The sequence below is a fragment of the Streptomyces brasiliensis genome (genome assembly GCF_014647875.1).
Lineage (GTDB): Bacteria > Actinomycetota > Actinomycetes > Streptomycetales > Streptomycetaceae > Streptomyces > Streptomyces brasiliensis.
On sequence record NZ_BMQA01000005.1, the window covers coordinates 99,317 to 121,662 of the forward strand.

Here is a 22,346-nt window from a genome sequence, read left to right on the forward strand (position 1 = left end):
CCTGCTGGTAGCCGCTCTGATGCTTGGGGCTGCCGCTCTACGCCGGTCAGGAGACGTCGCGGACGGTGTTGCGAAGCGTCCCGAGTTTGCTGACTTCGACTTCGACGACGTCACCGTCGACGATGAATCCCGGCGGCTCCATGAAGAGTCCGACACCGCCCGGCGTGCCGGTGACGATGACGTCGCCGGGGGAGAGCGGCGTGAACGCGGTGACGTACTCGATGATCGACGGAATATCGTTGATCAGGTCGGCGACCTTGCCGCGCTGGCGTACCTCACCGTTGACCCGGGTCGTAAGCTCAAGTTCGGTGACATCGCCGACCTCGTCGGCTGTTACCAGACAAGGACCGAAGCCACCGGTCCCCGGCCAGGTCTTGCCAGGCAGCCACTGACTGGCGGCACGCTGCCAATCGCGCACCGAGAAGTCGTTGTACACGGCATAGCCGGCGACGTGGTCGTAGGCCTCGGCCTTGGAGACCTGATGCGCGGGCTTGGAGATGACCAGAGCCATCTCGCCCTCGTAGTCGAACTGCGCGGAGTCCGCCGGCTTGAGGGCGTCCTCGCCATGCCCCATCTGGCTGTCGGCGTAGCGGGCGAAGACGACCGGGGCCTGAGGAGCCGCCTTGCCGATCTCTTCCTGGTGGGTGCGGTAGTTGACCCCGATGCAGATAATCTTGCCGGGCTCCGGGATGACCGGAGCGAGCCGCACATCACTGAGCGCCACTGGGCGATCGGTGTAGTGCGCCAAGGAATCGAGGGCGTCAGCTGCGATGGCCTCAGCGAGCGAAGGTGCTGTCGGGGTCGCGTCATAGACGGTCTCGGCGTCGAGACGCCCCCAGGCGATGCTGTGGTCGGCACGGTAGTAGCTGACGAATTTGCTCATCGGGTGCTCCTGTTCAGTGGCGGGCGAGAGTGCGGGACTCCGGAGTACGGATCAGTCCGTCGGGAGCGATCACCGATGAAGGCGCGGAGGCGCTCGATGACACGTTGCTCGCCGGCGGAGTCGAATACCGCCGCGACGTAGCGGTCGGGACGTACGGCGACGAAGACCGGAAGGGTACCGGCGCCGGAGGTGAGCACTGCGGTGGTCTCGGTGACCATGCCGTCGATCGGCTCGCCGCCCGGTGCGCGGACGCACAGCCGGTTCGCGCCGATTGCGTCCCAGTACGCATCGACCGCCGCGTCGGGCGGACCTCCGATCTGCAGCAGCGCCCACCCGCGCCCGAGGTGGGCGTCGAGTCCGCGTTCGGCACCGGTGGCGTCGCGTACGACCGGTTGGCTCAGGGCGCGGCCGACGGTCACGGTGTCGAGGGTGACGCCGTGGGCCGCAACGGCGACTCCGGCGGTGTAGTCGGGTGGTGCGATGAAGCGCATGTTGGCGAGGAATTCGCGTACGCGGGGGATCAGGCTGACCGTGCGGACGACGGTGTCGCGTACGCGCGTGACCACCGGGTGGGTCGCCATGACGACTGCGCCGATGCGGCGCGAGACCGTCACCATCGCGGCTCCGTGGGTGCGGCGCTCGACCTCGTACGAGTCCAGCAGCCGCTCGGTCGCGCCGCCGGTGATCGCCTCGATCAGCTTCCAGGTGAGGTTGGTCGCGTCGCGGATACCGGCGTTCAGGCCCTGGCCCGCGAACGGCGGCATCAGGTGCGCGGCGTCACCGACGAGGAACGTGCGCCCCGCACGGTACGTCCGTGCGACACGCTGGTGCGCGATGTACACGACCGCGCGGCGCACGTCATCCGGCGTCAGCTCGGCCCGGAAGCGCGGCACGACCAGCTCGCGGATCCGCTCCGGCGTCGTCATCTCATCGGGGTCCTCGTCGTCGAAGAGCATGAACTCGATCCGCAGGCGTCCCTTGATGCCGGGCACGAGCACGTACGGCCGCTCCCCGTCGCCGTGGAATTCGGCGAACGGGTCCCGCGCGCGCGGCTCGTTGTGCAGATCGACGACGATCCACCGCTGCGGTTGGGTGGTACCGGCCAGATCGATCCCGACCGCCCGGCGGGTGAAGCTGCGTCCGCCGTCGGCGCCGATCAGCCAGTCGGCGGTCAGAGTCTGCGTCTTCTCTCCGATCGTCACGGTCACGCTGATCCCGTCGCTGTCCTGCGTGATCGCGGTCGCCTCGGCGTCGCGCAGGAACTCGAGCCCCTCGTGCGCGACTGCTCGCTCCCACAGCAGCCGCTCCAGGATCGGCTGGTCGAACTGGGTCTTGGCGGGATGCCCCAGCCGCGACGCGACCGGCCTCGCCTCGAGCAGAAGGCGGTCCCCGAGCCCGAAGTAGCGACTGCCGGTGTCAAGCAGGGACTCGGCCTTGAGCGCGTCGGCCACACCGAGCTGCTCAAGGGTGCGGAACGACTCGTCCTGGAGGCTGATCGCGCGAGGCAGGTCGCCCGGCTCGGTCTCCTTCTCCACGAGCGTCGTACGTACCCCCGCATCGGCGAGCAGGAGAGCGGCGACGAGCCCGATCGGACCGGCACCCACCACAAGCACGTCACGCTGCGCGGTCACGACGTCGCGTCCGGTCGTGGGCGGAGCGTGAAGTCGGTGTCGAAGTCGGCGCCCCGTGTCAGCTGCCAGTACTCGAGATGGCTGTACGGCCATACCTGCGAGACCCGGCCGCGGGAGTTCTTGTACCAGGTGCGTACCTGCGGCTGCCCCCATGCACGCTCGGCATTGCCCTGGTCGATCCACGCGAGGAAGCGGTCCAGGGTCTCCTGCTTGACCTCGAGCGACGCCGCCCCGCGGCGCAGTATCTGGTGGATCGCCCCGGTGGTGAACTCGACCCCGCACTCGATCATGAAGTGGAACTGGCCGTGCACCACGTAGTTCGTGTTGGGCCCCTGGATGAGGAAGAGATTCGGGAAGCCGGGCACGGAGACACCGGCCCAGGCCGTCGCATCACCGTTCCAGTGCTCCTTGAGTGTCTGCCCGGACGGCCCGGTGACCACGATCGGGTCTAGGTAATCGGACGCCTTGAACCCGGTCGCGTAGACCACGGCGTCGACCGGGTGCTGCTCGCCGTCGACAGTGACGATGCCGTCGGACGTGAACCGCTCGATCGGGGAGGTGACGAGCTCGGCGTGCTCCCGGCGCAGTGCGCGCGCCCACACGCCGTTGTCGCGGAGCATGCGCTTGCCGCCGGGGGGATACGCGGGCACGACGACATCGAGCATGTCGGGACGGTCCGCCCACTGCTCGCGCATGATTGCGGTGAGTGCCTCACGCACCCGCAGGTTGGTTGCCGATACGGAGTCGGTGCGGTCCCACTCCGGATCGACCTTGACGGTGTGCAGCCGTCCCGTGCGCGCACCCCAGAACGCCTGGAAGCGGAACCACTGCCCGTAGTACGGGACGTGCTCGCTGAGCCAGGCCAGGGCCGGCGGTGTCGGGTCGTGGTAGTTCGGGGCCGGAACCGTCCACGGTCCGGACCGCTGGAAGACTTCGAGGTGGGCGACGCGGTCGATGATGCCCGGGACGATTTGGTAGGCGCTGGCGCCGGTGCCGACCACCGCGACGCGCTTCCCGGTCAGGTCCACGTCGTGGTCCCACCGCGCGGAGTGCATCTGCACGCCGCCGAAGTCGTCCTGTCCGGGGATCTCCGGGATGTTCGGCTTCTCCAGCTGCCCGGTCGCGGCCACGACGGCGTGGAACCGCCGGTACTGCTCGACGCCGTCGCGCCGTACGACGACCACCCAGGTGGCCGATGTCTCGTCCCAGGTCATCGAGATGACCTCGGTGTTGAACTCGATGTGCTCGCGCAGCTTGGCGCGATCGACGATCTCGACGGCGTACGCCTCGATCTCCGCGCCCTCGGCGTACGCGTTGGGCCAGTCGGCCCGCTGCGCGAAGGAGAAGCTGTAGCCGAAGGTCGGGGTGTCGAGACGTACGCCGGGGTAGGTGTTGGCCAACCAGGTGCCGCCGACGTCGGGGTGCTTCTCGAACGCGACGAACGGTACGCCCGCCTGCTTGAGCCGGTACATCGCCGCGATGCCGCTCATCCCGGTGCCGATGACCGCGACTTCGAAGTCGCGGTCGGGTGCGACCTCGTCGATGTGCCAGGCCGGTGCTCCCGGACGCTGCGCGACCAGGTCGAGCTCGTGCATCATCAGTGCCGCATCCTCGGCACTTGCCCCGCCCGTGATGAAGTCGACAATGGTGCGTGCTTCCTCGGGCTCCAGCAGGCGGGGCCGGGTGAGCCCCTCATCGCGGACGCGCTTGAGCGCGGACAGCGCGAGTTCACGCGCATGCGCCTGCGCGGCCCCGCTCATTCCGCCGTGCGCAGGCGGGGTCGTGTCGACGGGAGGAAGCGGGGGGCGCAGCTCCGCCGGGATCAGCGTGTGCTCTCCGGTCAGAGCTGCCAGCGCCGTGAGCAGCGACGGCAGGTCGGCCTCTGCGACGATGCGTTCGAGGAAGGCGTCGTCCTCCGTGATGGGCGTGTACTCGTCGCGCCAGTACACGTCGTCGATCTGGGCGACCTCGCTCGGGTCGGTCATGAGCCCTCCGTCGTGTTCGGGGTTCTCTCGGGGATATGCCGGGATCACGCGATGCAGGCGGCCTCGAAGACCTTGCCGAGTACGTCGTCGAGTTCTTGGGCGAGGCACTCGGCGGCGATCACATGGTCGGGGCGGACGATGACGGCGCCGACCGGGCGCGCGTCGAACCAGGCCTGCAGGCCCGACTCGCCGCCGAGGTCGCCGATGACGGTGACGCCGGCCGTGGCCTGCTTGCGCGCCCACGGCAACTGCGCTTTCGGCACCACCTGCACGAGGCGGGCGCCGAGCCGGTCGAGCGCGGCGCGCTGCCGGTCCGACAGGAACGCCGTCGGGTCGTTGTTCCAGGTGAGGATCCGCCAGCCCTGCCCGGTCGCGTCGTCGAGCAGCATCTCGACGCCGTCGGCATCGGTGGCCGTCGGCTGGGGGAAGATCGACCCGGCCAGGCGGGGCACGTCGCGGTCGGGCAGCGTCTTGAACGTCGGCAGCGGCGTGTGAACCACCACGCCCTGGTCGAACTGCGGCTGCGGCTTGAACGCCTGCCGCTTCTGGGCCTCCCGCTCCTCGGGGGTGCGGTTGGCGGCGATCCGGTCGCGCTCGGCGGCCTTCTGCGGATCGTGGTCGGTCATCTCCTTCGCCATCCCGAGGGAGACGGCCACCATCTGCGTGACGTGGCCCAGCCGTTCGGTCTCGTACGTGTCCAGCAGACCGTCGGTCGAGAGGCCCTTGACGACGGCGGCCAGCTTCCAGCCGAGGTTGAAGGCGTCGCGGATCCCCGAGTTCCAGCCCTGGCCGCCGACGACCGGCATGACATGGGCGGCGTCGCCGGCGAGGAAGATCCGCCCGTGGCGGAACCGACCGGCGATGCGGGCGTGGTGCCGGTAGACGCGGCGGCGGATGATGTCGAGCTTGGACGGGTCCGGTACGTGCGGTGCCAGCAGGCCGAAGACGAACTCGTCGTTGTCGACGTCGGCCTCGGTCTCGTTTTCGAAGAGCGTGAACTCCCAGCGCCGGATGCCGTGGGGCAGCGCGATGGAGGCGTAGCTGCGGGCCGGATCCCCGCCGAAGACGGCGTGCGGCGTTCCGATCGGGTCGTTGGCGACATCGATCACGATGCCGTCGGTCGGCCGGGTCTCGCCCTCGAACGAGATGCCCAGGCGCTTGCGGGTGGGCGAGGCTCCGCCCTCGGCGGCGACGACGTACAGCGCGCGCACCGTCTCGCCGTTCGCGAGGGTGGCGACCACGCCATCCGCGTCCTCGGCCAGGTCGGTGACCTCGGCGCCGAAGCGTACGGCGGCGTTCGGGAAGCGGTCCAGGCCGGCGAGCAGCACCTGGTCGACCAGCGGCTGCACGAAGCCGTTGCGGCGCGGCCAGCCGAACTCGCGCGTCGTCGGGTTCACTTCGGAGAGGATCATCCGGTCCCCGTTGACCATGTAGATCTTCTGGTCGGGGATGGTGTGGGGAAGCACCTCGTCGACCAGGCCCGCGGTCTGCATCGCGCGCAGTGCCTCGTCGTCGATGCCCACGGCCCGCGGGTAGTCGATGAGCTCGTGCTCCCGCTCGACGACCAGGACGTCGATGCCCTGCTGCCCGAGCAGGTTGGCCAGGGTCAGGCCGACGGGGCCCGCACCGACGACGAGGACGTCGCAAGCGGTGGTCATGAGTTGCTCCCAGTGGATCGTGCCGAGTCCAGCGCGGCGATGGTGTCGCCGAACGCACGGTTCAGCAGGACGAGATCGATGCCGAGGCCCACGTAGTCGACGAGGCCGTCGGCGAACAGACCGGCCGCGTACTCCGGTTGGCCGGAGTAGATGCCAAGGGTGACGCCGTGCGCGGTCGTCACCTCGCGCAGGTGCGCGATCGCCTCGCGCACGGGGCCGTCCTCCCAGTCGCCGCGTCCGGGCAGACCGTAGGAGACGGCCAGGTCGGCCGGCCCGATGTAGACCGAGTCGAGGCCCGGGGTCGAGACGATCTCTTCGGCACGGTCGACGCCGGCCTTCGTCTCGATCTGGGCGATGGCGGACACCGCGCGGTTGCCGGCCTCGGTGTACGAGTCACCCGGGTACAGCGCAGGCCTGGACGGACCCAGGCTGCGGTTCCCGACCGGCGGGTATTTGGTGGCGGCGACCAGAGCCTCGGTCTGGGACCGGGACTCGACGGTGGGCGCGACGATGCCGCGGGCACCGCTGTCGAGCAGCCGCAGGATTGGGGCGGGATCCAGCGAGCCCACGCGCGCGTACGCGTACGCGTTGTCCCGCGGAATCGAGCGCAGGATCCCGCATGCCGCCTCGAGCCCCAGCTCGCCATGCTGAAGGTCGAGGATCACCCCGTCGTAGCCGGCGGCCGCTGCCCACTCGGGCATCGAGAACGAGGGGACCGACTGGTGGTACAGGACAGGGTTCCTGCCGCCGAGAGCTGCCTGCTTCACTGCGCCGAACCCTCTCGCCCGGCCAGCCGCGCGGCGTGCGCCGCGGCCGCCTGGCCGCCGAAGACCGGCACGATCTCGCGGCGGGAGAACAGCCACCGGCCGTCGACCCTGCGGTAACGCTCGCGGAACTCACCGACCGAGGCGGGCTGCGTCTGTGGCTCGTTCGTGTCGCGGAAGGTGAGGTACTGAACCGTTCCCTCGACCTCCTCGCCGTCCCATACGAGGCGGATCCCGCCGATGAAGTGCCGGCCGACGATGTCGGTCTGCTTGGCGCGCTTGGCACCCCAGACCTTCATGGCCTCGCGGTCCATGTCACCCATCGGGCCGACCGAGACGCCGTCCTCGGTGTACAGCTCCCAGGTGGTGTCCGCCTGGTTGTGGTCCAGGCGGTAGAGCATCTCCGCGATGAGCTGCTCGATCTCGACGCGAGTGGTCGCGTCGACGGGACGGTAGTCGCTCATGTTCAGCCTTTCGAATCCGCAGTCGCGACCACGCGACCGAGTCCGGTGATGGTGGCGACGCACTCGACGTCGGCGGGCCACGGCTCGATGTAGCCGATGGACCCGGACAGCAGCACCTCGCCGGCACGCAGCGGCTCGCCCGTACGGATCGCGGTCTCGGCCAGCCAGATCACCGCGTTGACCGGGTCCTCGAGCACGTTGCTGCCGACGCCCCGGGTGATCTCGGTGTCGCCGCCCGTGATGACCATCTCCACCTTGGTCAGGTCGACTTCGCCGTACGGGTGCTGCTCCTCGCCGAGGACGATGCCGCTGCAGCCGGCGTTGTCGGCGATGGTGTCGACGATCTGCCCGACCGATCCGTCGTAGCGGAAGTCGACGACCTCGAACGCGGGGGTCACGTAGTCGATCGCGGCCTCGACGGCCTCGCGGCTGGCCTCGAGGATGTCGCTCTTCAGCACGAACGCGACCTCGGCCTCGATCAGCAGGTGGTTGTACCTGGACAGCGGAAGGTGCGTTCCCGAGGCGTGCACCATGTCGTCGTGGATGATGCCGTAGTCGGGCTCGTCGATGCCCACGCGCTGCTGTACGAGGGGGTTGGTCAGGCCGACCTTGCGGCCCACCCGCTTCACGCCCAGCTCGCGTTCGCGGAGGGCGGCGAACTCGGCGGAGATCGCGTAGGCCGCGTCGAGATCGCGCTCGGGGAGCCGGGGGCTCACGTACGGCACGGTGTACACGTCGCGCTTCGCTTCGAACAGCTCGCGCGCGATCCGGTTGATGGTGTCCTGGGTGACGCTCACTCCGGTCCTTTCCTCAGGCATGCTTCTTCAGGAAGGCGACCGCCGCGGCGTTGAACTCCGTGGCTCCCTCCCACTGCGGCCAGTGCGCGGCGCCGCGGATCAGCAGGTACTCGCCGTCCGGGATCAGTCCGCACAGGCGCTTGCCCTCGGCCTCGTCGCCGGTCGGCTCGTTGTCGGTCCAGACCATCAGGGCCGGGACCGGGACCGCCGCGAAGTCGTCGTCCGTGACCCGGTTGCGCCAGCGCCGCTCCGGCTCCCGCAGGGCGGACACGTGCGCCATGCTGAACCCGTCGCGGGCATAGATCGCCTGGCGGACGCGGACGAGCTCGTCGGTGATCTTCTCCGGATCGTGGATGACGACCTGCAGGCGCTTCTTCACGTTGTCGAAGGTCGGCTCGCTCACCGCCTGGGTGCTCACCGACTGCGTCCTGTCCAGCTGCGGTTCGCCGATCATCCGCCCGCCCGGTGCGGACAGGATCACCGTGTGCAGCCGGTCAGGGTGCTTCGGCGCGAGCTTCAGCGCGAGCCAGCCGCCGAGCGACTCACCGGCGAGGTGCACGCGCTGAAGTGCCAGCGCGTCCAGCAGCGCGAGCAGGTGCTCCTCGTAGTCGCGGATCTCCAGGGGATGGTCGGACAGCGAGGTGTACCCGTGGCCCGGGTAGTCGTAGCCGACCACCCGGAAGCCCGCCTCGACGAACGCGCGGATGTTCTGCGTCCACGCCTCGATGTGGCCGCTGGTGCCGTTGGCGAGCACGACCGTCTGCGCCTCGGGGCCCGCTCCGGCGAAGTCGAGCACCCGGGTGCGGTAGCCGCCCGCGTCCACGTACCGCAGCGTGTGCTCCAGGTCCGCGATCTCTTCCCACAAGGTCGCGAAGTGCGTCTTTCCCGCCTGGCTCATGCGGTCACCGCCGCCTGGATCGCGAAGCCGGCGCCCCACTTCTCGACCGCCCAGTAGTGGTCGACGGCGAAGCGGTAGGGGCCGGCGGTCGACAGCGCCGCGTAGGCGGCGATCCAGCTGCGCATCTCGTGCGCGGCCGAGCCGCCCTCCGCCATGAACCAGCCGTTCTCCCAGCCGTCGACCGGGCTCAGGTCGCCGGAGCGGAGCACATCGAGTACGAGCGTGTCCCACTCCTCGTTCAGCGGGTCGCTCGGCGCCTTGCCGTCGGCGATCGCCTGGATGCCCTTGACGATCATCTGCTCACGCTCGTGCCGCTCCTCGGGTGAGGGCGCGTACGAGACCAGGCGCTCGTGCACGGTGCCGGGGGCACCGTCCCAGCGCGGGATCGGCGGGCTGTGGGAGATGCCTCCCGAGGCGAGGAACAGCACCTTCTTGTCCATAGCCTGGGCGGCCCGGCCGAACGCCTCGCCCATCAGGCGCACTCGCTGCATGGGGGAGAGCGGCAGGCCGATCGAGTTCACGAACACCGGCACGATCGGCTGAGTGAAGCCCTTCCCGAACACGAAGTCGAGCGGCTGGACCACGCCGTGGTCGACCTTCATCTGCTCGCTGCGCCCGATGTCGATGCCCTCACCCAGCACTGCCGCGTGGAAGGCCCGGGCGGCGTCGCCGTCGACGGGGAGCGGCCCCGCGGTGGTGTCGTAGTCACCGATGCCCTCGGCGACCGCACCGATCACCCACGGTGTGATCAGGGAGTAGAGCTGGCCGTTGAAGTGGTCGGGCCCGAACACCACGACCAGGTCGGGGTCGTACTCGGCGACGAACCCCCTGACCTCGTCGATGGCGGCATTGATCTCGGCGAATGTCTCCCCGCCCGGGTCGACATTGCCGAAGGACGGCGCATGGGAGAGTGCTGCGACGGCCAGCGGCATGGAGTGGCTCTCTTTCTCGAAAGCTGCGGATTTCGCGGAGTGGTGAACGGCTGCTACGCGGACGTACCGGCGAGCACGGGCTGAGCGGCATCCGGTGCGTCGGAGCGGCGCAGGCCCAGGTGCAGGGCCAGGACGCAGAGGCCGGCGACGAGCATGGGCAACGCGAAGACGGTGAAGGCCGCCCCCATCCCCATGCCCGCGTCGAAGGCCGCGCCGCCGACGATCGGCGCCGCGATGCCGCCGAACCGGCCGGCGCCGATGACGACACCGAAACCGGTCGAGCGGGCCAGCGTCGGGTACAGCGTCGGGACGATCGCGTAGAAGGCGGCGGTGCCCGCGCAGACGAAGAACGACGCCAGGAACAGGGTCCACCAGGCGGTCGGCATCCCCGGGCCGGCGATGCCGAACAGCGACAGGGTGGCGGTGGCCAGGACCAGGAAGACCGGGGTGAGGAAGCGGACGTTGAACTTGCCGCCGAGGTAGCCGAAGAGCACGTTGCCGAGGATGCCGCCGACGCTGAAGGCGGTGACGAGCTGCGAGGCGAGCGCCGGGTTGTGATGGGCGTCCGCGACGGTGCTCGGCGCCCAGTTCGTCATGAAGTAGAAGCTGAGCATGTACGCGACGTACCCGACGATCATCAGCAGCGTGAAGAAGCCGGTCCGGCCGGTGAACACGGTGCGCAGCGAGCCCTTCGCCTTGACGCTCGTCGAGTCCGACTCCGGGAGCGCTTCGAGTGCGGGGCGGTGCATCTTCGTCAGGAGCGCGTTGAGCCGCTGCAGTGAGTCCGTGCGACGGCCCTCGGAGAGCCAGGCGAGCGATTCGGGGAGGAAGGCGAAGGTGGCGGCCGCGGCGATGGCGCTCAGGGCGAATCCGACCCACCAGCCCAGCTGCCAGCCGTGCGCACCCAGCATCGGGCCCACGATCATGGAGCCGAGCAGCCCGCCGATGTTGATCGCGGCGGCGTAGACGGCCATGACCAGTGAGTACACGCGCTTGCCCGTGTACTCGGCGAGGATGACGCCGGCCACGGCCACCAGGGAGCCGAGGCCGATGCCGGTGATGATGCGACTGACGACGAGGGGGCCGGTCCCGGTCTCCGGCGTGGCGAACGGGCCGATGAGCATGCCGATGGCGATGGTGACCGTGGAGATGACGCCCATCTTGCGTCGGCCGATGCGGTCGGCGAGTGGCGCGACGATGACCGAGCCGACGAGCATGCCGATCAGGGCTCCGGACATGACGAGTCCGAGCTGGGCCTTCGACACCCCGAAGCCTTGCTCGAGGTACGGGGCGGCGAACGAGGTCAGGGAGACGTCATAGCCATCGAGCACGACAAGGGCGACCGTGACGACGACGGCGCGGATCTGCAGTCCGCTCATCTTCCCTTGGACGACTTGGTCGGTGACCTTCATGGGCGGCCTCTCTGCGTCGAGGATCGCGCGGACCGGCGTCGTTGCCGCCCGCGGAGTCGGGGGACCGCATCCTGGGCCGCGGCCACCACGAGAACCTAGAATCTAGGTTCTAGGTTCTAGGCTGGGGGTTACAGTGACCGGCGAGCACGGTCGGCGTCAAGAGTCGATGTGAGATTTGGTAGAACTGCAGTCCGGAGCAGCGAGGGGGATTGATGGCCGCCAAACGGAAGGCCCACCGGGCTTCCGAGGGGTCCAAGCGGGCGATTCTCGAGGCCGTGCTCTCGCGAGCGGTCGAGGCCGGGTACGAGGGCACCACCATGGCCGATGTCGCACGCGCGTCCGGTCTGCCGATCGGATCGGTCTACTGGCACTTCCAGAACAAGGAGCAACTCTTCGTCGAGCTGCTCGACTACTGCTTCGAGGTCTGGAAGCAGGCCAACGCGTCCGTCGGTGGCATGCGCGACCTGCTACGACACAGCATCAGCGAGTCGGCGGCAGCCTCCGCGAGCCTGGCCGAGCCGGCCGCTGCGTTCTGGAGCATCGGCCTCGTCTTCGCGTTCGAGCGGCGCCTGGAGGACAACCTCGCACGGCAGCGGTACCTCGCCATCCGCAAGGAGATGTTCCAGTTCGTCACCTCCCGGCTGCGGGCCTCGTACCCGGAGGTGCCGGAGGATGTCGCGGCAGAGCTGGCGCACGACATGGCCGTCATGGGGCGCGCGCTCACCGACGGCTTCCGCGTGGCCGCGGCCGCGGGCGACGACACCGACTTCCCCCGGTATGCCGAGCTGGCTGCCGACGCGCTCGAGTCCCTGGTCGCCACCCGCCTGAAGGAGTACACGCATGCCTGAGACCCCCTCGTCCGCATCCGAGAAGGTCGCGATCGTGGTCGGTGGCGGATCCGGAATCGGCGCCGCGTGTGTGCGGGAGTTCGCCGCGAACGGCTACCGGGTGGTCGCGATGTCGCCGTCGGGTCGGGCCCGAGCCCTGGCCGAATCGCTCGGTGGTGCTGGTCTGGACGGCTCGAACACCAGCATCGAGAACCTTCGGGCGTGCGTCGACCTCGCGGTGTCGCGGTACGGCCGGGTCGACGCGGTCGTCAACAGCAGCGGTCACGCGGCACGCGGCCCGGTGCTTGAGATCACGGATGAGCAATGGTCCGAGGGCGCCGACCTCTACCTGCTGAACGTCGTACGCATGGCCCGCCTCGTGACGCCCCACCTGGTCGCCTCCGGCGGCGGCGCGATCGTGAACATCTCCACCGCAGGCGCCTTCGAGCCCGGCCCGATGTTCCCCGTGTCAGTGACGATGCGAGCGGCGCTGGCCTCCTTCACCAAGCTGTACGCCAACGAGTACGGCCCGCAGGGCATCCGGATGAACAACGTACTCACCGGGCTGACCAAGGACGACCCCAGCGTAGTTCCGGCCGAGTGGACGAGCGGCATCCCGCTGCGCCGAGCGCAGAGTACCGCAGAGGCCGCTCGGATCGTACGCTTCCTGGCCGGCGAGGAGTCGGCCTATATGACCGGACAGAACATCCGCGTTGACGGTGGAGAGACCAAGTCGATCTGAGGCGCATCGGCAGGCTTTCCGCCACCGTACCTGTATGCCGTCTGGGCTGGGCGGCGGGTTTCGACGGGGCGGTGCGCGGCTCGGTGTGCAGAGCGGGGAGGCGACCGCCCGGGCAGGCACCGTACCCCCCTTGTCCATGCTGTAGATGCGGCGGATATGGGCGAGTTGTTCGTCCCTGACCTGCTGGACTCCGCCGTGCGGGCACTCGGGCCTGCTGCAGGTTCGGGTGACAGGTTTGACCTGCCCCACCTCTCAGGTTCCGGTTGTGGTGGCTGACTGACGGCCTTCACGAAAGGCTGCCGGACATGCCCCGAGCCCGCTGAGTTCCGTGCCCGCGCCATCGCGCTGGTGCGGGCAGGGAAAGAACAGAAGCAGACCGCCGTTGACCTTGGCATCCATCCGGTCACGTTGTCGAAGTGGTTGCGCCAGGACGACATCGACATCGACAACGGCCGACGGCCTGGCAGGGTCTCGGCACCGGTCGACCGATGCTGCCGGATCCTTGGGGTCGCCCGCCAGAACTACTACAAACACAAGCGCACCCCCACCACACCGCGGCAGCTGCGGCTGGAGTGGCTGACCGGGCTGATCCGGGGGGTCCACGTCGCCTCACGCGGCACCTACGGCTACCGTCGCGTCCACGCCGAGCTCACCCTGGGAATGGGAATCCAGGTGTGTTCGAGGACTGTGTCGATATTGATGACACGGGCGCGGGGATCTACGGACTGCCCGACCGGTGCGGGTGAAGCGCCTGCATGGCGTCGTCACCGCCGATGACCTGGTCAACCGGAAGTTCCATCGGCTGCGCCCCAACGAGCTGTGGGTCACCGACATCACGCAACACCGCACCAGGGAAGGGTGGGTCTACTGCGCCGCGGTCCTGGACGCGTTCAGCCGCAAGATCGTGGACTGGTCGGTTGACTCCCTGGCCCCCTTTCACTTTCATGCCCGCAGTTGTCGCCGTCCCGCCGGGTGTGACCAAGAGCCTCGCCCGGCCAGGCCGACCAGGTGATGCACCGACCGCCGTACGCACGACTCGCGTTCCGCCGCCCCCGGTTACGCGCTTACCATGCCGAGTCGTACGCCAGTACGCCGGTACAGCACCGCACCGGCCCCGAGTCCAGGAGCACGGCACCCGTGTCCATACCCCCGCCCCCCGGCCCCCAGCAGCCCGAGGGGCAGTACCCCCAGCCGGGCCCCTACCCGCAGGGCCCGTACGGTCAGCAGCCGTACCAGCAGGGGCCGTACGGTCAGCAGCCGTACCCGCAGGGCCCGTACGGTCAGCCGCAGTACCAGCCCTGGGCGCAGGGCTACAGCCCGTACAACCGCCCGGCACCCGTCAACGGGCTCGCCATCACCTCGCTCGTCCTCGGTGTCCTGTGCTGTCTGCCGGGTGTGGGGCTGGTCTTCGGCGTGATCGCGCTCAGGCAGATCAGGAAGCGCGGCGAGCGCGGCAGGGCGCTGGCGATCGTCGGTTCGGTGCTGTCCGCGCTCGGGCTCGCGCTGTGGGTGTCGGCGCTGGCCACCGGCGCGGCGTCCGACATCTGGGAGGGGTTCAAGGAGGGCGCGCGCGGCGGTGCGAGCATCTCACTGGCCAAGGGTGAGTGCTTCGACGCGCCCGGCGGCACGCTGGAGGGCGAGACGTACGACGTCGACAAGGTGTCCTGCGGCGGCGAGCACGACGGCGAGGTGTTCGCGTCCTTCCGGCTCCCCGACGGCGACTATCCGGGCCTCGGCCCGGTCACCGACACCGCCGACGCCCGCTGCTACGGGCTCCAGGACAGCTACGCCATGGACGGCTGGGCCGTCCCGGACGACGTCGACGTCTTCTACCTCACCCCCACCCGCGAGAGCTGGAACGCCGGCGACCGCGAGGTCACCTGCGTCTTCGGCAACACCGACGAGGGCGCGGGGCTGACCGGCTCGTTGCGCAACGACGAGACCGTCCTCGACGCCGACCAGGTCGCCTATCTGAAGGCCGCGCACGTCCTGAACACCGCGATGGACAGCGCGCCCGACGCCGAGTACGTCGAGGACGACCTGCCGGGGCACAAGGCCTGGGCGGGGCGCGTGTCTGCGGCCCTCGCGAAGCAGTCCGGGATGCTGGGCGCGCACGACTGGCCCGCGGACGCGAAGAAGCCGGTCACGGCCCTGATCCCGGTCCTCGGCTCGGCCCGCGCCGAGTGGGCGAAGGCCGCCGCGGCCAAGGACGTCGACACGTTCTACGCGCACTACGAGAAGGGCTTCGATCTCCTCGACCCCGCGAAAACGGTCACCGCACGCAAGGCTCTGGGCCTCGCCACGACACCGCCGGACCCCGGCACGGACAGCGGCGACTCGGGCGACGGCAGAGACGGCTCCGGAATGGAGGTGTGACGGCGGCCCGAGTGGGGAGAAAGTGCCAGGGCACGGCCCTCCTCAATCATCTGTCATCACATCGAGTGATTCCCTGGCCTTTGCTTGCACGGCTCAACCCAGGGTTGCCACGCTGTTGCTGTCTGTACAACCTGATGGGAGCGGCCAGTGACTTTCGGTGAGCAGCCGGCGTACCTGCGTGTCGCGGGTGATCTCCGCAAGAAGATCGTCGACGGTTCACTTCCGCCCCATACGCGGCTCCCGTCACAGGCCCGGATCCGCGAGGAGTACGGCGTCTCGGACACGGTCGCCCTGGAGGCGCGCAAGGTGCTGATGGCCGAGGGGCTGGTCGAGGGCCGCTCCGGTTCCGGGACCTATGTGCGCGAGCGGCCGATGCCCCGGCGCGTGGCCCGCTCCGGGTTCCGGCCCGCCGGCGGGGCCACCCCGTTCCGCCAGGAGCAGGCCGACGCCACCGCTCGCGGCACGTGGGAGTCCAGCAGTGCGCAGACCGAGGCGAGCCGGGGCATCGCCGAGCGGCTCGGCATCCGGCCCGGCGACCGTGTGATGTGCACCAAGTACCTGTTCCGGGACGCCGGTGAGCCGATGATGCTCTCCACCTCCTGGGAGCCCCTCGCCGTCACGGGCCGCACGCCCGTGATGCTGCCCGAGGAGGGGCCGCTGGGCGGCATGGGTGTCGTCGAGCGCATGCGCGCCATCGACGTGATCGTCGACAACGTCACCGAGGAGGTCGGCGCCCGCCCCGGCCTCGCCGAGGAACTCCTCGCCCTGGGCGGCGTACCGGGGCATGTGGTCCTGGTCGTCCAGCGCACGTACTACGCCTCGGGCCGCCCGGTCGAGACCGCCGATGTGGTGATCCCCGCGGACCGCTACCGAGTGTCGTACCACCTGCCAGTGAAGTAGCGCACACCCCGGCGCAGTTGACTCCCCGTCGGCTCCGATCCGCCTCCGCCCACCGGCCGTTGGAATCCGGCCGTTCTCGCAGGTGATCCCGGCTGCCCTCGCGCGTCGAAGACCGGTCGTACGGGGGCGCGCGGGCGGCGCGTTCGGCATCGTGCGCCCCCTCCGTTCTGGCTGGTTGCGTACCTCTTTGTGAAAAGGCGTATTCGCTGCGTGAAGGTTGGGCGTACGCTCGGGCATATGCGGATTGCGGTTTCCTTAGAGGGCGAGGCCATGAACAGCGGAGGGGCGCGATGAGCGACGGCACGGTCTCCCTCCCCTGGCTCGTCATACGGCAGGACGACAACGGCAATCGCTATCGCGTGGGCAGGTACGCGACCCGCGCCGAGGCCCAGAAGATCGCGGACAGCCTCGACGACCGCGGGCACAAGCAGCTCTACTGGGTCGAGCGCATCGGCCAGAACGGAGACGGCGCACGCCGCTGACCCCCACCGCACTCCCGTAGGCTCCGGCGCATGACGGAACGGATCGTGGTGGTCGGAGCCGCCCTGCTCGACGGCGGCCGGCTGCTCGCCGCGCGCCGCAGCGCACCCCCCGAGTTGGCCGGCCGCTGGGAACTGCCGGGCGGCAAGGTCGAACCGGGCGAGACGCCCGAGCAGGCGCTGGAGCGCGAACTGCGCGAGGAGCTCGGCGTGGACGCCGAGGTCGTCGAGCGCGTCCCGGGGGAGTGGCCACTGAAAGCCCCTTACATCCTGCATGTCTGGACCGTCCGTCTGCGCCCCGGCTCCGCCGAACCCGCACCCCTCGAGGACCATGACGCGCTGCGCCGCCTCGCCCCGGACGAGATCTGGGACGTCGACTGGCTCGACCAGGACGTCGCCGCGGTGCGCGAGGTGGTGGCCCGGCTGCGATCGACGGAGGCGTGCTGACGGCGAGGCGGTGTCCCGATTCCGCTCGATGGGCGCGCCGAGCGGCTCGTAAGCCGTTCGTGCCACAGGGCGCCGCTCCGTGCGGTACTGCCCCATGAATACCGGGTATGTGCCCATTAGTCCCATTAAATCGGACATGGGTGGGCTCGCTGGCCTGGGAAGTGATCGGTGTGATCGACACCGAAGGCGAATGCGCCGAGTGGACCTTTCCCGCGGATCCGGGCGCCGTGCGCACGGCCCGTCGGGCGGTCCGCGACCAGTTGCGGAGCTGGGGCCTGGACGGCCTCGCCGACATCGCGGCGCTGCTGGTCAGTGAGCTGGTGACCAACTCCCTGCGGCACGCCACGGGTCCGATCGGCGTTCGCCTGGTGCGCTCGGCCGACATGCGGGACACCCTGCGCGTCGAGGTCTCCGATCCGCTCCCGGACCCGCCACGTGAGCGCACCACCAGCCCCGACGACGAGAGCGGCCGCGGCCTCCAGTTGGTCGCCAGCTCCTCGCGCCGCTGGGGCACCCGTCCCGGCGGCACCGGCAAGACTGTCTGGTTCGAACTGGGCCTCCCCGGCTGAACCGGACGGCGGGACGAGCCCGGCCCCGAAGGGTTCCGCTTCCGGACTCGTCGGTTTCTCGACGCGACCTGATTCCGGGATGAATCGGTGTACACACCCTGTCCTGCCGTCCAGGGCACGGACGCGCGTAGCGGACCGGAGCCGGAGTTGGTGATTCGAGGCCGTGTTCCCTGGTTAGAAGACTGGGAGTGTTGCGCAGTGCGGTCGCGGTCCGGTCCGAAAACCGGCTGGGCCATGCTGTGATCGTGAACACCGTGTCGTGCGGCGCCGTAGTGCTGGATACTGCGGGCAGCCGCCTCCGGTGACCGGTACCGGACGCGGTGAGCTGGAGGGGACGGTTCGCGTGAGCGAGATACCAGCGAAGGCCACGGAGTCGGAGGACCCGTCGGACGGCGCGAGGGCGGGGGCCGAGGACGGCACCGCCGTGCCCGGCTACGCCATGTGGCAGAGCAGTCCGCCCGGCTCCATCTACGACTACATCAGGGTCGCGTCCTTCTCCATCGGCCCCGGCGGACTCATCGACCAGTGGTCCGTGCGCGCCGAGCAGCTCTTCGGCATCCCCGCCGAGCACGCGGTCGGCATGGACCCCATCGAGGCCTTCGTCGACCCCGACCTGCGCGACAGCGGTCAGCGGAAGATGGCCGAGATCCTCGACGGACGCGAGTGGACCGGCGTGGTCCCCTTCCGGATGCCGGACAGCGCGGAGGGCGAGCGCGGCGAGGAGGGGCTCGCCGAGGTGTACGTCATGCCGACGCGGACCGCCGAGGGCGACAAGGCCGCCGTCTGTATCGTCGTCGACGTCCGTACCCTGCGCAGCATCGAGACGGATCTCGCCGCCTCGCAGGCGATATTCGGTCAATCTCCGTTCGGATTCCTGCTGATCGACCCCGACCTGCGGGTCCGCCGGGCCAACCAGCGCTTCGCGTCCATCTTCGGCGGCACGCCCGACGACCACCGCGGCAAGGGCGTCCACGACTATCTGCCGCGCCCCGAGGCCGAACGGGTCGCCGCCGTCCTGCGCCGGGTCCTCAAGAGCGGCGACTCCGTGACGGACATGCACATCACGGGGTTCGTGCCGGGCTCGGAGGAACGCCGGCACTGGTCCGTCAATCTCTACCGCGTGCACAGCGGCAGCGGCCGGCCCATCGGCATCGCCTGGCTCGGCATCGACATCACGGCCCGGCGCGCCGCCGCCCGCGAGGCCGCCGCCGCACGGCGCAACCTCGCCCTCCTCAACGAGGCCGGCGCCCGGATAGGCAACTCCCTCGACCTGGAGACCACTGCGCGCGAACTCCTCGACGTGGTCGTCCCCGGCTTCTGCGACCTGGCCACCGTCGACCTCTACCAGGGTCTCCTGGCCGGCGACGAGACCCCGCCCGGCCTCGCCGACGGCAGCGCCGAACTGCGCCGGGTCGCCTACGCCAGCGCGGTCGCCGACGCTCCCTTCGTCGACGGCGGTGCCACCGTCCCGGTCGGCTCGGTCCATCACTTCGCCTTCAACTCGCCCTGCGCGGACGCCCTGCGCACGGCACGTCCCCAGCGGGTCCCGGCCGACGGGGGCGGCCTCGTCCAGTCCACGCTGGCCGTCCCGATGGTCGCCCACGACACGGTCGTGGGACTCGCCCAGTTCTCCCGCACCAAGGGCAGCGAGCCGTTCGGCGACCGTGACCGGGACCTCGCGGTGGAACTCGCCGCGCGTGCCGCCGTCTGTATCGACAACGCCCGTCTGTACCGCCGCGAGCACGAGCGCGCGCTGATACTGCAGCGGTCCCTGCTCCCGCCCGGCGACCCCGAGGCCTCCGGTCTGGACATCGCCTGCCGCTACCTCCCCGGCAATGCGGCGACGGAGGTCGGCGGCGACTGGTTCGACGTGATCGAACTGCCCGGCCACCGTACGGCGTTGGTCGTCGGCGACGTGATGGGCCGCGGGCTGCGCGCCGCTGTCGCGATGGGCGAACTCCGCACCGCCGTCCGCACCCTGGCCCTCCTCGACCTCGAACCCGCCGAAGTCCTCTCGGCGTTGGACGAGATCGCCCGCGGCCTCGGCACGCCCGGCGGCGTCCAGCAGGCCACCCGCACCGCCCGACAGGCCCGCGACGCGGACCTGTCCGAGGTCTACCTCGCCACCTGCGTGTACGCGGTGTACGACTCGGTGACCCGACGGTGCACCTTCGCGAACGCCGGCCATCTGCCGCCGGTCCTCGTCGAACCCGGCGAGCCCGCGCTGATGCTGGACGTGCCGCCCGGGATGCCGCTCGGCGTGGGCGGCGAACCCTTCGAGGAGGTCGAGGTCGAACTCCCCGAGGGCGCGCTCCTCGCCCTCTACACCGACGGCCTGGTCGAGTCCCGCGACCACCCGCTGGACGAGGGGCTCCAGGCGTTCGTCGGCGCACTCACGGATCCGGCCCGCCCCCTGGAGGACGTCTGCGACCACGTCCTCAACACCCTCGACACCCACCACGGCGAGGACGACATCGCCCTGCTGATGGCCCGCGTCCAGGGCCTGCCCGCGGAGTCCGTGGGCGACTGGACGCTGCCACGCGAGCCGCGCAGCGTGGGCCGGGCCCGCGAGTACGCGCGCGGCAGGCTCGTCGCCTGGGACCTCGAGCCGCTCGTCGACACCGCGGAACTCCTGGTCAGCGAGCTGGTGACGAACGCACTGCGCTACGGCGAGGGCGAGATCAGACTCCGGCTGCTCCTGGACCGCACCCTGGTCTGCGAGGTCTGGGACGCCGGTCTGGTCCAGCCGCGCCGTCGCCGCGCCCGGGACACCGACGAGGGAGGCCGGGGCCTCCAGCTGGTCGGGCTTCTCAGCGCGGCCTGGGGCTCACGCCGTACGCACCGGGGCAAGACGGTCTGGTTCGAACTCCCGCTCCCCGACGGCGAGACGGGCCTGGCGGACCCGGCGGAAGCACTGCTCAGCCTGTTCTGAGCAACGCTCACGGTCAGCCCCGCGGAAGCCTGCGGCGCCCGCGGGTCCCCGGCCCGCCGAAGGAAGCCGGGGGCCCGCCGTCCGCTTCCTCGCCGAGCAGGATGCCGCCGAGGAGGGCACCGGCCGCGCCGCCGGCCTGCTCGCCCGTCGCGTCGTACGGGTTCCCGTGCACCCGTACGTCCTGCTCGGCCGACTCCCGAGCCTGCCGGGCAAGTCCGTCGGCGGCCGCGAATTCGTTCCGGGCGGCGAGGAGCCGTTCGGCCTCGGCGAGCAGAGTGCGGGCCTCGGCGCCCACCGCTCCCCGATGTGTGCTCACGAAGTCCGCCGCGCCGCCCACGGCACTGCGAGCGACGAGCCGCGCCGCCACCGGTACGACCCCGGCGCGCCCCACTCCCAACGGCTCGACGGCCCGCGCGATCCGGCGCAGGGCGTCCAGCGGGTCGTACGGCGCACCGGTCAGTTCGTGGCGTACGGCGGCCAGCACCACGTCCGCGTGCCGGATCCGGGCGTGCAACTCCCCGACGGGGACGGATGCGTCGGGTGCGCCCCACCCCCGAGCGGTCGCCAGCTCCGCCTCCGCTCCGGTCAGTGCCGCCGGTACCAGCTTCGCCGCCTCCGCCAGCTCCGCCGACAGCCTCTCCACCCCCCTGACGAAGACCCCGGCCTGCGCGATGGCACCCTCGGCGGCGCGCAGGGGGCGGGCCGCCTGGGCGACCGCTCCCGAATCGGCCGTCCGGCGGGCCCGGTTCAGTTCCGCCGTGGCGAACACCAGGCGGTCCTTGGCCTGTTCGCTGTGTCCGAGGACAGGCGCGGTGGCTGAGGACGCATATCGCGCCCTCAGCCCGGCCAGCGTGGCCTCCGCCGCCCCCGTCCGCCCCGCCAGCTCCCGGAACCGCCCCTCCGCGATCTCCAGCGCCGCGCCCACACCCCGCTCCGGTGCCCGGAGTTGATCGAACGCCTCCGCCTCCGCGTCCAGCCGCCGCCCGGCTTCCGCGCACCGCCCCACGATCCCGACGAGTGCCTGCCGCCGGGCGGCGTCGTCCGCCGGCACGCCCTGCTCGTACCGCCGGCGGATCGCGAACGCGGCCGACAGCTCGGTGCGTGCCGCGGCCAGGGCATGTGTGAACGGCTCGACCTCCTCGGCCCCGAACCGGGCCTGGGCGAAGGCGAGTTCCTCCTCGCTGGTGCGCACGCTGTCGTCCGCCACGACCAGGGCGGTCCGCGCCTGCCGCTCGAGTCCGGCCGGCGTCGGCACGGGCGGATGGGCGGACACCACGCCGGGTGTCGTACGCGTCCGGGCGCGCCGGGTGCGCCGTACATATGCGTACGTCGCCAGGACCCCAGCCGCCGCGGCGACGGCCAGCGGCAGGATCAGGTCCACGGGCGACGTCTCGTCCCGCTCCGGGGGCGCGGCCGCCTCGGCCACGGGTCCGGCACGCGCCGCGGGAACCGGATCTTGGCCACTGATCGTCATCCACGGAAACATCAGCCACACGACGCCGATCACACTGCCCAGCACGGTGTGCGCCGCGCGCACGGATATGTGCGATCTGGCGCGCCGCGGTCGGCAGCGGATCAAGGATGACGTCACATTCCGGAGCGTATGGGCAGGTGAGCGGGTCCGCGACCGGGGTGGATACGCGTGGGGGA

At 70.4% G+C, this 22,346-nt stretch carries 19 protein-coding genes and 1 pseudogene; 9 read left to right on the forward strand and 11 right to left on the reverse strand.

Annotated features, from left to right (window positions below; all coding sequences use genetic code 11):
* Window positions 1-46: 46 nt before the first annotated feature.
* Genes IEZ19_RS09870 through IEZ19_RS09915 form a run of 10 tightly spaced genes read right to left on the reverse strand, consistent with a single transcriptional unit; the run spans window position 47 to window position 11,424 of the window.
* A complete protein-coding gene (locus tag IEZ19_RS09870; RefSeq protein WP_189310734.1) occupies window positions 47-883 on the reverse strand; it encodes a fumarylacetoacetate hydrolase family protein in 837 nt (278 codons plus the stop codon).
* On the reverse strand, window positions 880-2,514 hold the full coding sequence (locus IEZ19_RS09875; RefSeq protein WP_189310735.1) for an FAD-dependent monooxygenase: 1,635 nt from the start codon (window positions 2,512-2,514) through the stop codon (window positions 880-882). The genes IEZ19_RS09870 and IEZ19_RS09875 overlap by 4 nt, the downstream gene beginning before the upstream one ends.
* Window positions 2,511-4,499, reverse strand: coding sequence for a flavin-containing monooxygenase (locus IEZ19_RS09880; RefSeq protein WP_189310736.1), 1,989 nt, complete (start codon window positions 4,497-4,499; stop codon window positions 2,511-2,513). Before IEZ19_RS09880 ends, IEZ19_RS09875 begins: the two co-directional genes overlap by 4 nt.
* 44 nt (window positions 4,500-4,543) lie before the next feature.
* The gene (mhpA, locus tag IEZ19_RS09885) at window positions 4,544-6,157 is read right to left on the reverse strand and encodes a bifunctional 3-(3-hydroxy-phenyl)propionate/3-hydroxycinnamic acid hydroxylase MhpA (RefSeq protein ID WP_189310737.1); all 1,614 of its coding nucleotides are present in this window, start codon (window positions 6,155-6,157) and stop codon (window positions 4,544-4,546) included.
* On the reverse strand, window positions 6,154-6,924 hold the full coding sequence (locus IEZ19_RS09890) for an HpcH/HpaI aldolase family protein (RefSeq protein ID WP_189310738.1): 771 nt from the start codon (window positions 6,922-6,924) through the stop codon (window positions 6,154-6,156). Before IEZ19_RS09890 ends, mhpA begins: the two co-directional genes overlap by 4 nt.
* On the reverse strand, window positions 6,921-7,385 hold the full coding sequence (locus IEZ19_RS09895) for a nuclear transport factor 2 family protein (RefSeq protein ID WP_189310739.1): 465 nt from the start codon (window positions 7,383-7,385) through the stop codon (window positions 6,921-6,923). The genes IEZ19_RS09890 and IEZ19_RS09895 overlap by 4 nt, the downstream gene beginning before the upstream one ends.
* A 2-nt stretch (window positions 7,386-7,387) precedes the next feature.
* Entirely contained in the window at window positions 7,388-8,182 is a 795-nt protein-coding gene (locus tag IEZ19_RS09900) for a 2-keto-4-pentenoate hydratase (protein WP_189310740.1), read from the reverse strand.
* A gap of 13 nt (window positions 8,183-8,195) precedes the next feature.
* Window positions 8,196-9,080: an alpha/beta fold hydrolase gene (locus IEZ19_RS09905; protein ID WP_189310741.1), complete on the reverse strand. Its 885-nt coding sequence runs from the start codon at window positions 9,078-9,080 to the stop codon at window positions 8,196-8,198.
* A complete protein-coding gene (locus tag IEZ19_RS09910; RefSeq protein ID WP_189310742.1) occupies window positions 9,077-10,012 on the reverse strand; it encodes a 3-carboxyethylcatechol 2,3-dioxygenase in 936 nt (311 codons plus the stop codon). Before IEZ19_RS09910 ends, IEZ19_RS09905 begins: the two co-directional genes overlap by 4 nt.
* Window positions 10,013-10,065: 53 nt before the next feature.
* Window positions 10,066-11,424 carry an MFS transporter gene (locus IEZ19_RS09915; protein ID WP_189310743.1) on the reverse strand — a complete coding sequence of 453 codons (1,359 nt, stop codon included), beginning with the start codon at window positions 11,422-11,424 and terminating at the stop codon, window positions 10,066-10,068.
* A gap of 212 nt (window positions 11,425-11,636) precedes the next feature.
* Here IEZ19_RS09915 and IEZ19_RS09920 point away from each other — a divergent pair, with 212 nt between their 5' ends.
* From IEZ19_RS09920 to IEZ19_RS09960, 9 genes and pseudogenes are all read left to right on the forward strand, one after another.
* Window positions 11,637-12,272 carry a TetR/AcrR family transcriptional regulator gene (locus IEZ19_RS09920; protein WP_189310744.1) on the forward strand — a complete coding sequence of 212 codons (636 nt, stop codon included), beginning with the start codon at window positions 11,637-11,639 and terminating at the stop codon, window positions 12,270-12,272.
* Window positions 12,265-12,993, forward strand: coding sequence for an SDR family oxidoreductase (locus tag IEZ19_RS09925; protein WP_189310745.1), 729 nt, complete (start codon window positions 12,265-12,267; stop codon window positions 12,991-12,993). The genes IEZ19_RS09920 and IEZ19_RS09925 overlap by 8 nt, the downstream gene beginning before the upstream one ends.
* Window positions 12,994-13,269: 276 nt before the next feature.
* Window positions 13,270-13,918 (forward strand): annotated as a pseudogene (locus IEZ19_RS09930) (IS3 family transposase); the annotation flags it as partial.
* 212 nt (window positions 13,919-14,130) lie between these two features.
* A complete protein-coding gene (locus IEZ19_RS09935) occupies window positions 14,131-15,369 on the forward strand; it encodes a DUF4190 domain-containing protein (protein ID WP_189310747.1) in 1,239 nt (412 codons plus the stop codon).
* Window positions 15,370-15,516: 147 nt separating this feature from the next.
* Window positions 15,517-16,269, forward strand: coding sequence for a GntR family transcriptional regulator (locus IEZ19_RS09940; RefSeq protein WP_189310748.1), 753 nt, complete (start codon window positions 15,517-15,519; stop codon window positions 16,267-16,269).
* A gap of 290 nt (window positions 16,270-16,559) precedes the next feature.
* Window positions 16,560-16,751, forward strand: coding sequence for an SPOR domain-containing protein (locus IEZ19_RS09945; RefSeq protein ID WP_189310749.1), 192 nt, complete (start codon window positions 16,560-16,562; stop codon window positions 16,749-16,751).
* 30 nt (window positions 16,752-16,781) lie between these two features.
* Window positions 16,782-17,195 carry a (deoxy)nucleoside triphosphate pyrophosphohydrolase gene (locus IEZ19_RS09950; RefSeq protein WP_189310750.1) on the forward strand — a complete coding sequence of 138 codons (414 nt, stop codon included), beginning with the start codon at window positions 16,782-16,784 and terminating at the stop codon, window positions 17,193-17,195.
* 140 nt (window positions 17,196-17,335) lie between these two features.
* Window positions 17,336-17,764: an ATP-binding protein gene (locus tag IEZ19_RS09955; protein WP_189310751.1), complete on the forward strand. Its 429-nt coding sequence runs from the start codon at window positions 17,336-17,338 to the stop codon at window positions 17,762-17,764.
* A gap of 343 nt (window positions 17,765-18,107) precedes the next feature.
* Window positions 18,108-20,696, forward strand: a complete 2,589-nt coding sequence (locus IEZ19_RS09960) for a SpoIIE family protein phosphatase (RefSeq protein WP_189310752.1) — start codon at window positions 18,108-18,110, stop codon at window positions 20,694-20,696.
* A 13-nt stretch (window positions 20,697-20,709) separates the two neighbouring features.
* Here the strand turns inward: IEZ19_RS09960 and IEZ19_RS09965 are convergent, their stop codons facing one another.
* Window positions 20,710-22,287, reverse strand: a complete 1,578-nt coding sequence (locus IEZ19_RS09965) for a hypothetical protein (RefSeq protein WP_229840150.1) — start codon at window positions 22,285-22,287, stop codon at window positions 20,710-20,712.
* Window positions 22,288-22,346: the final 59 nt, after the last annotated feature.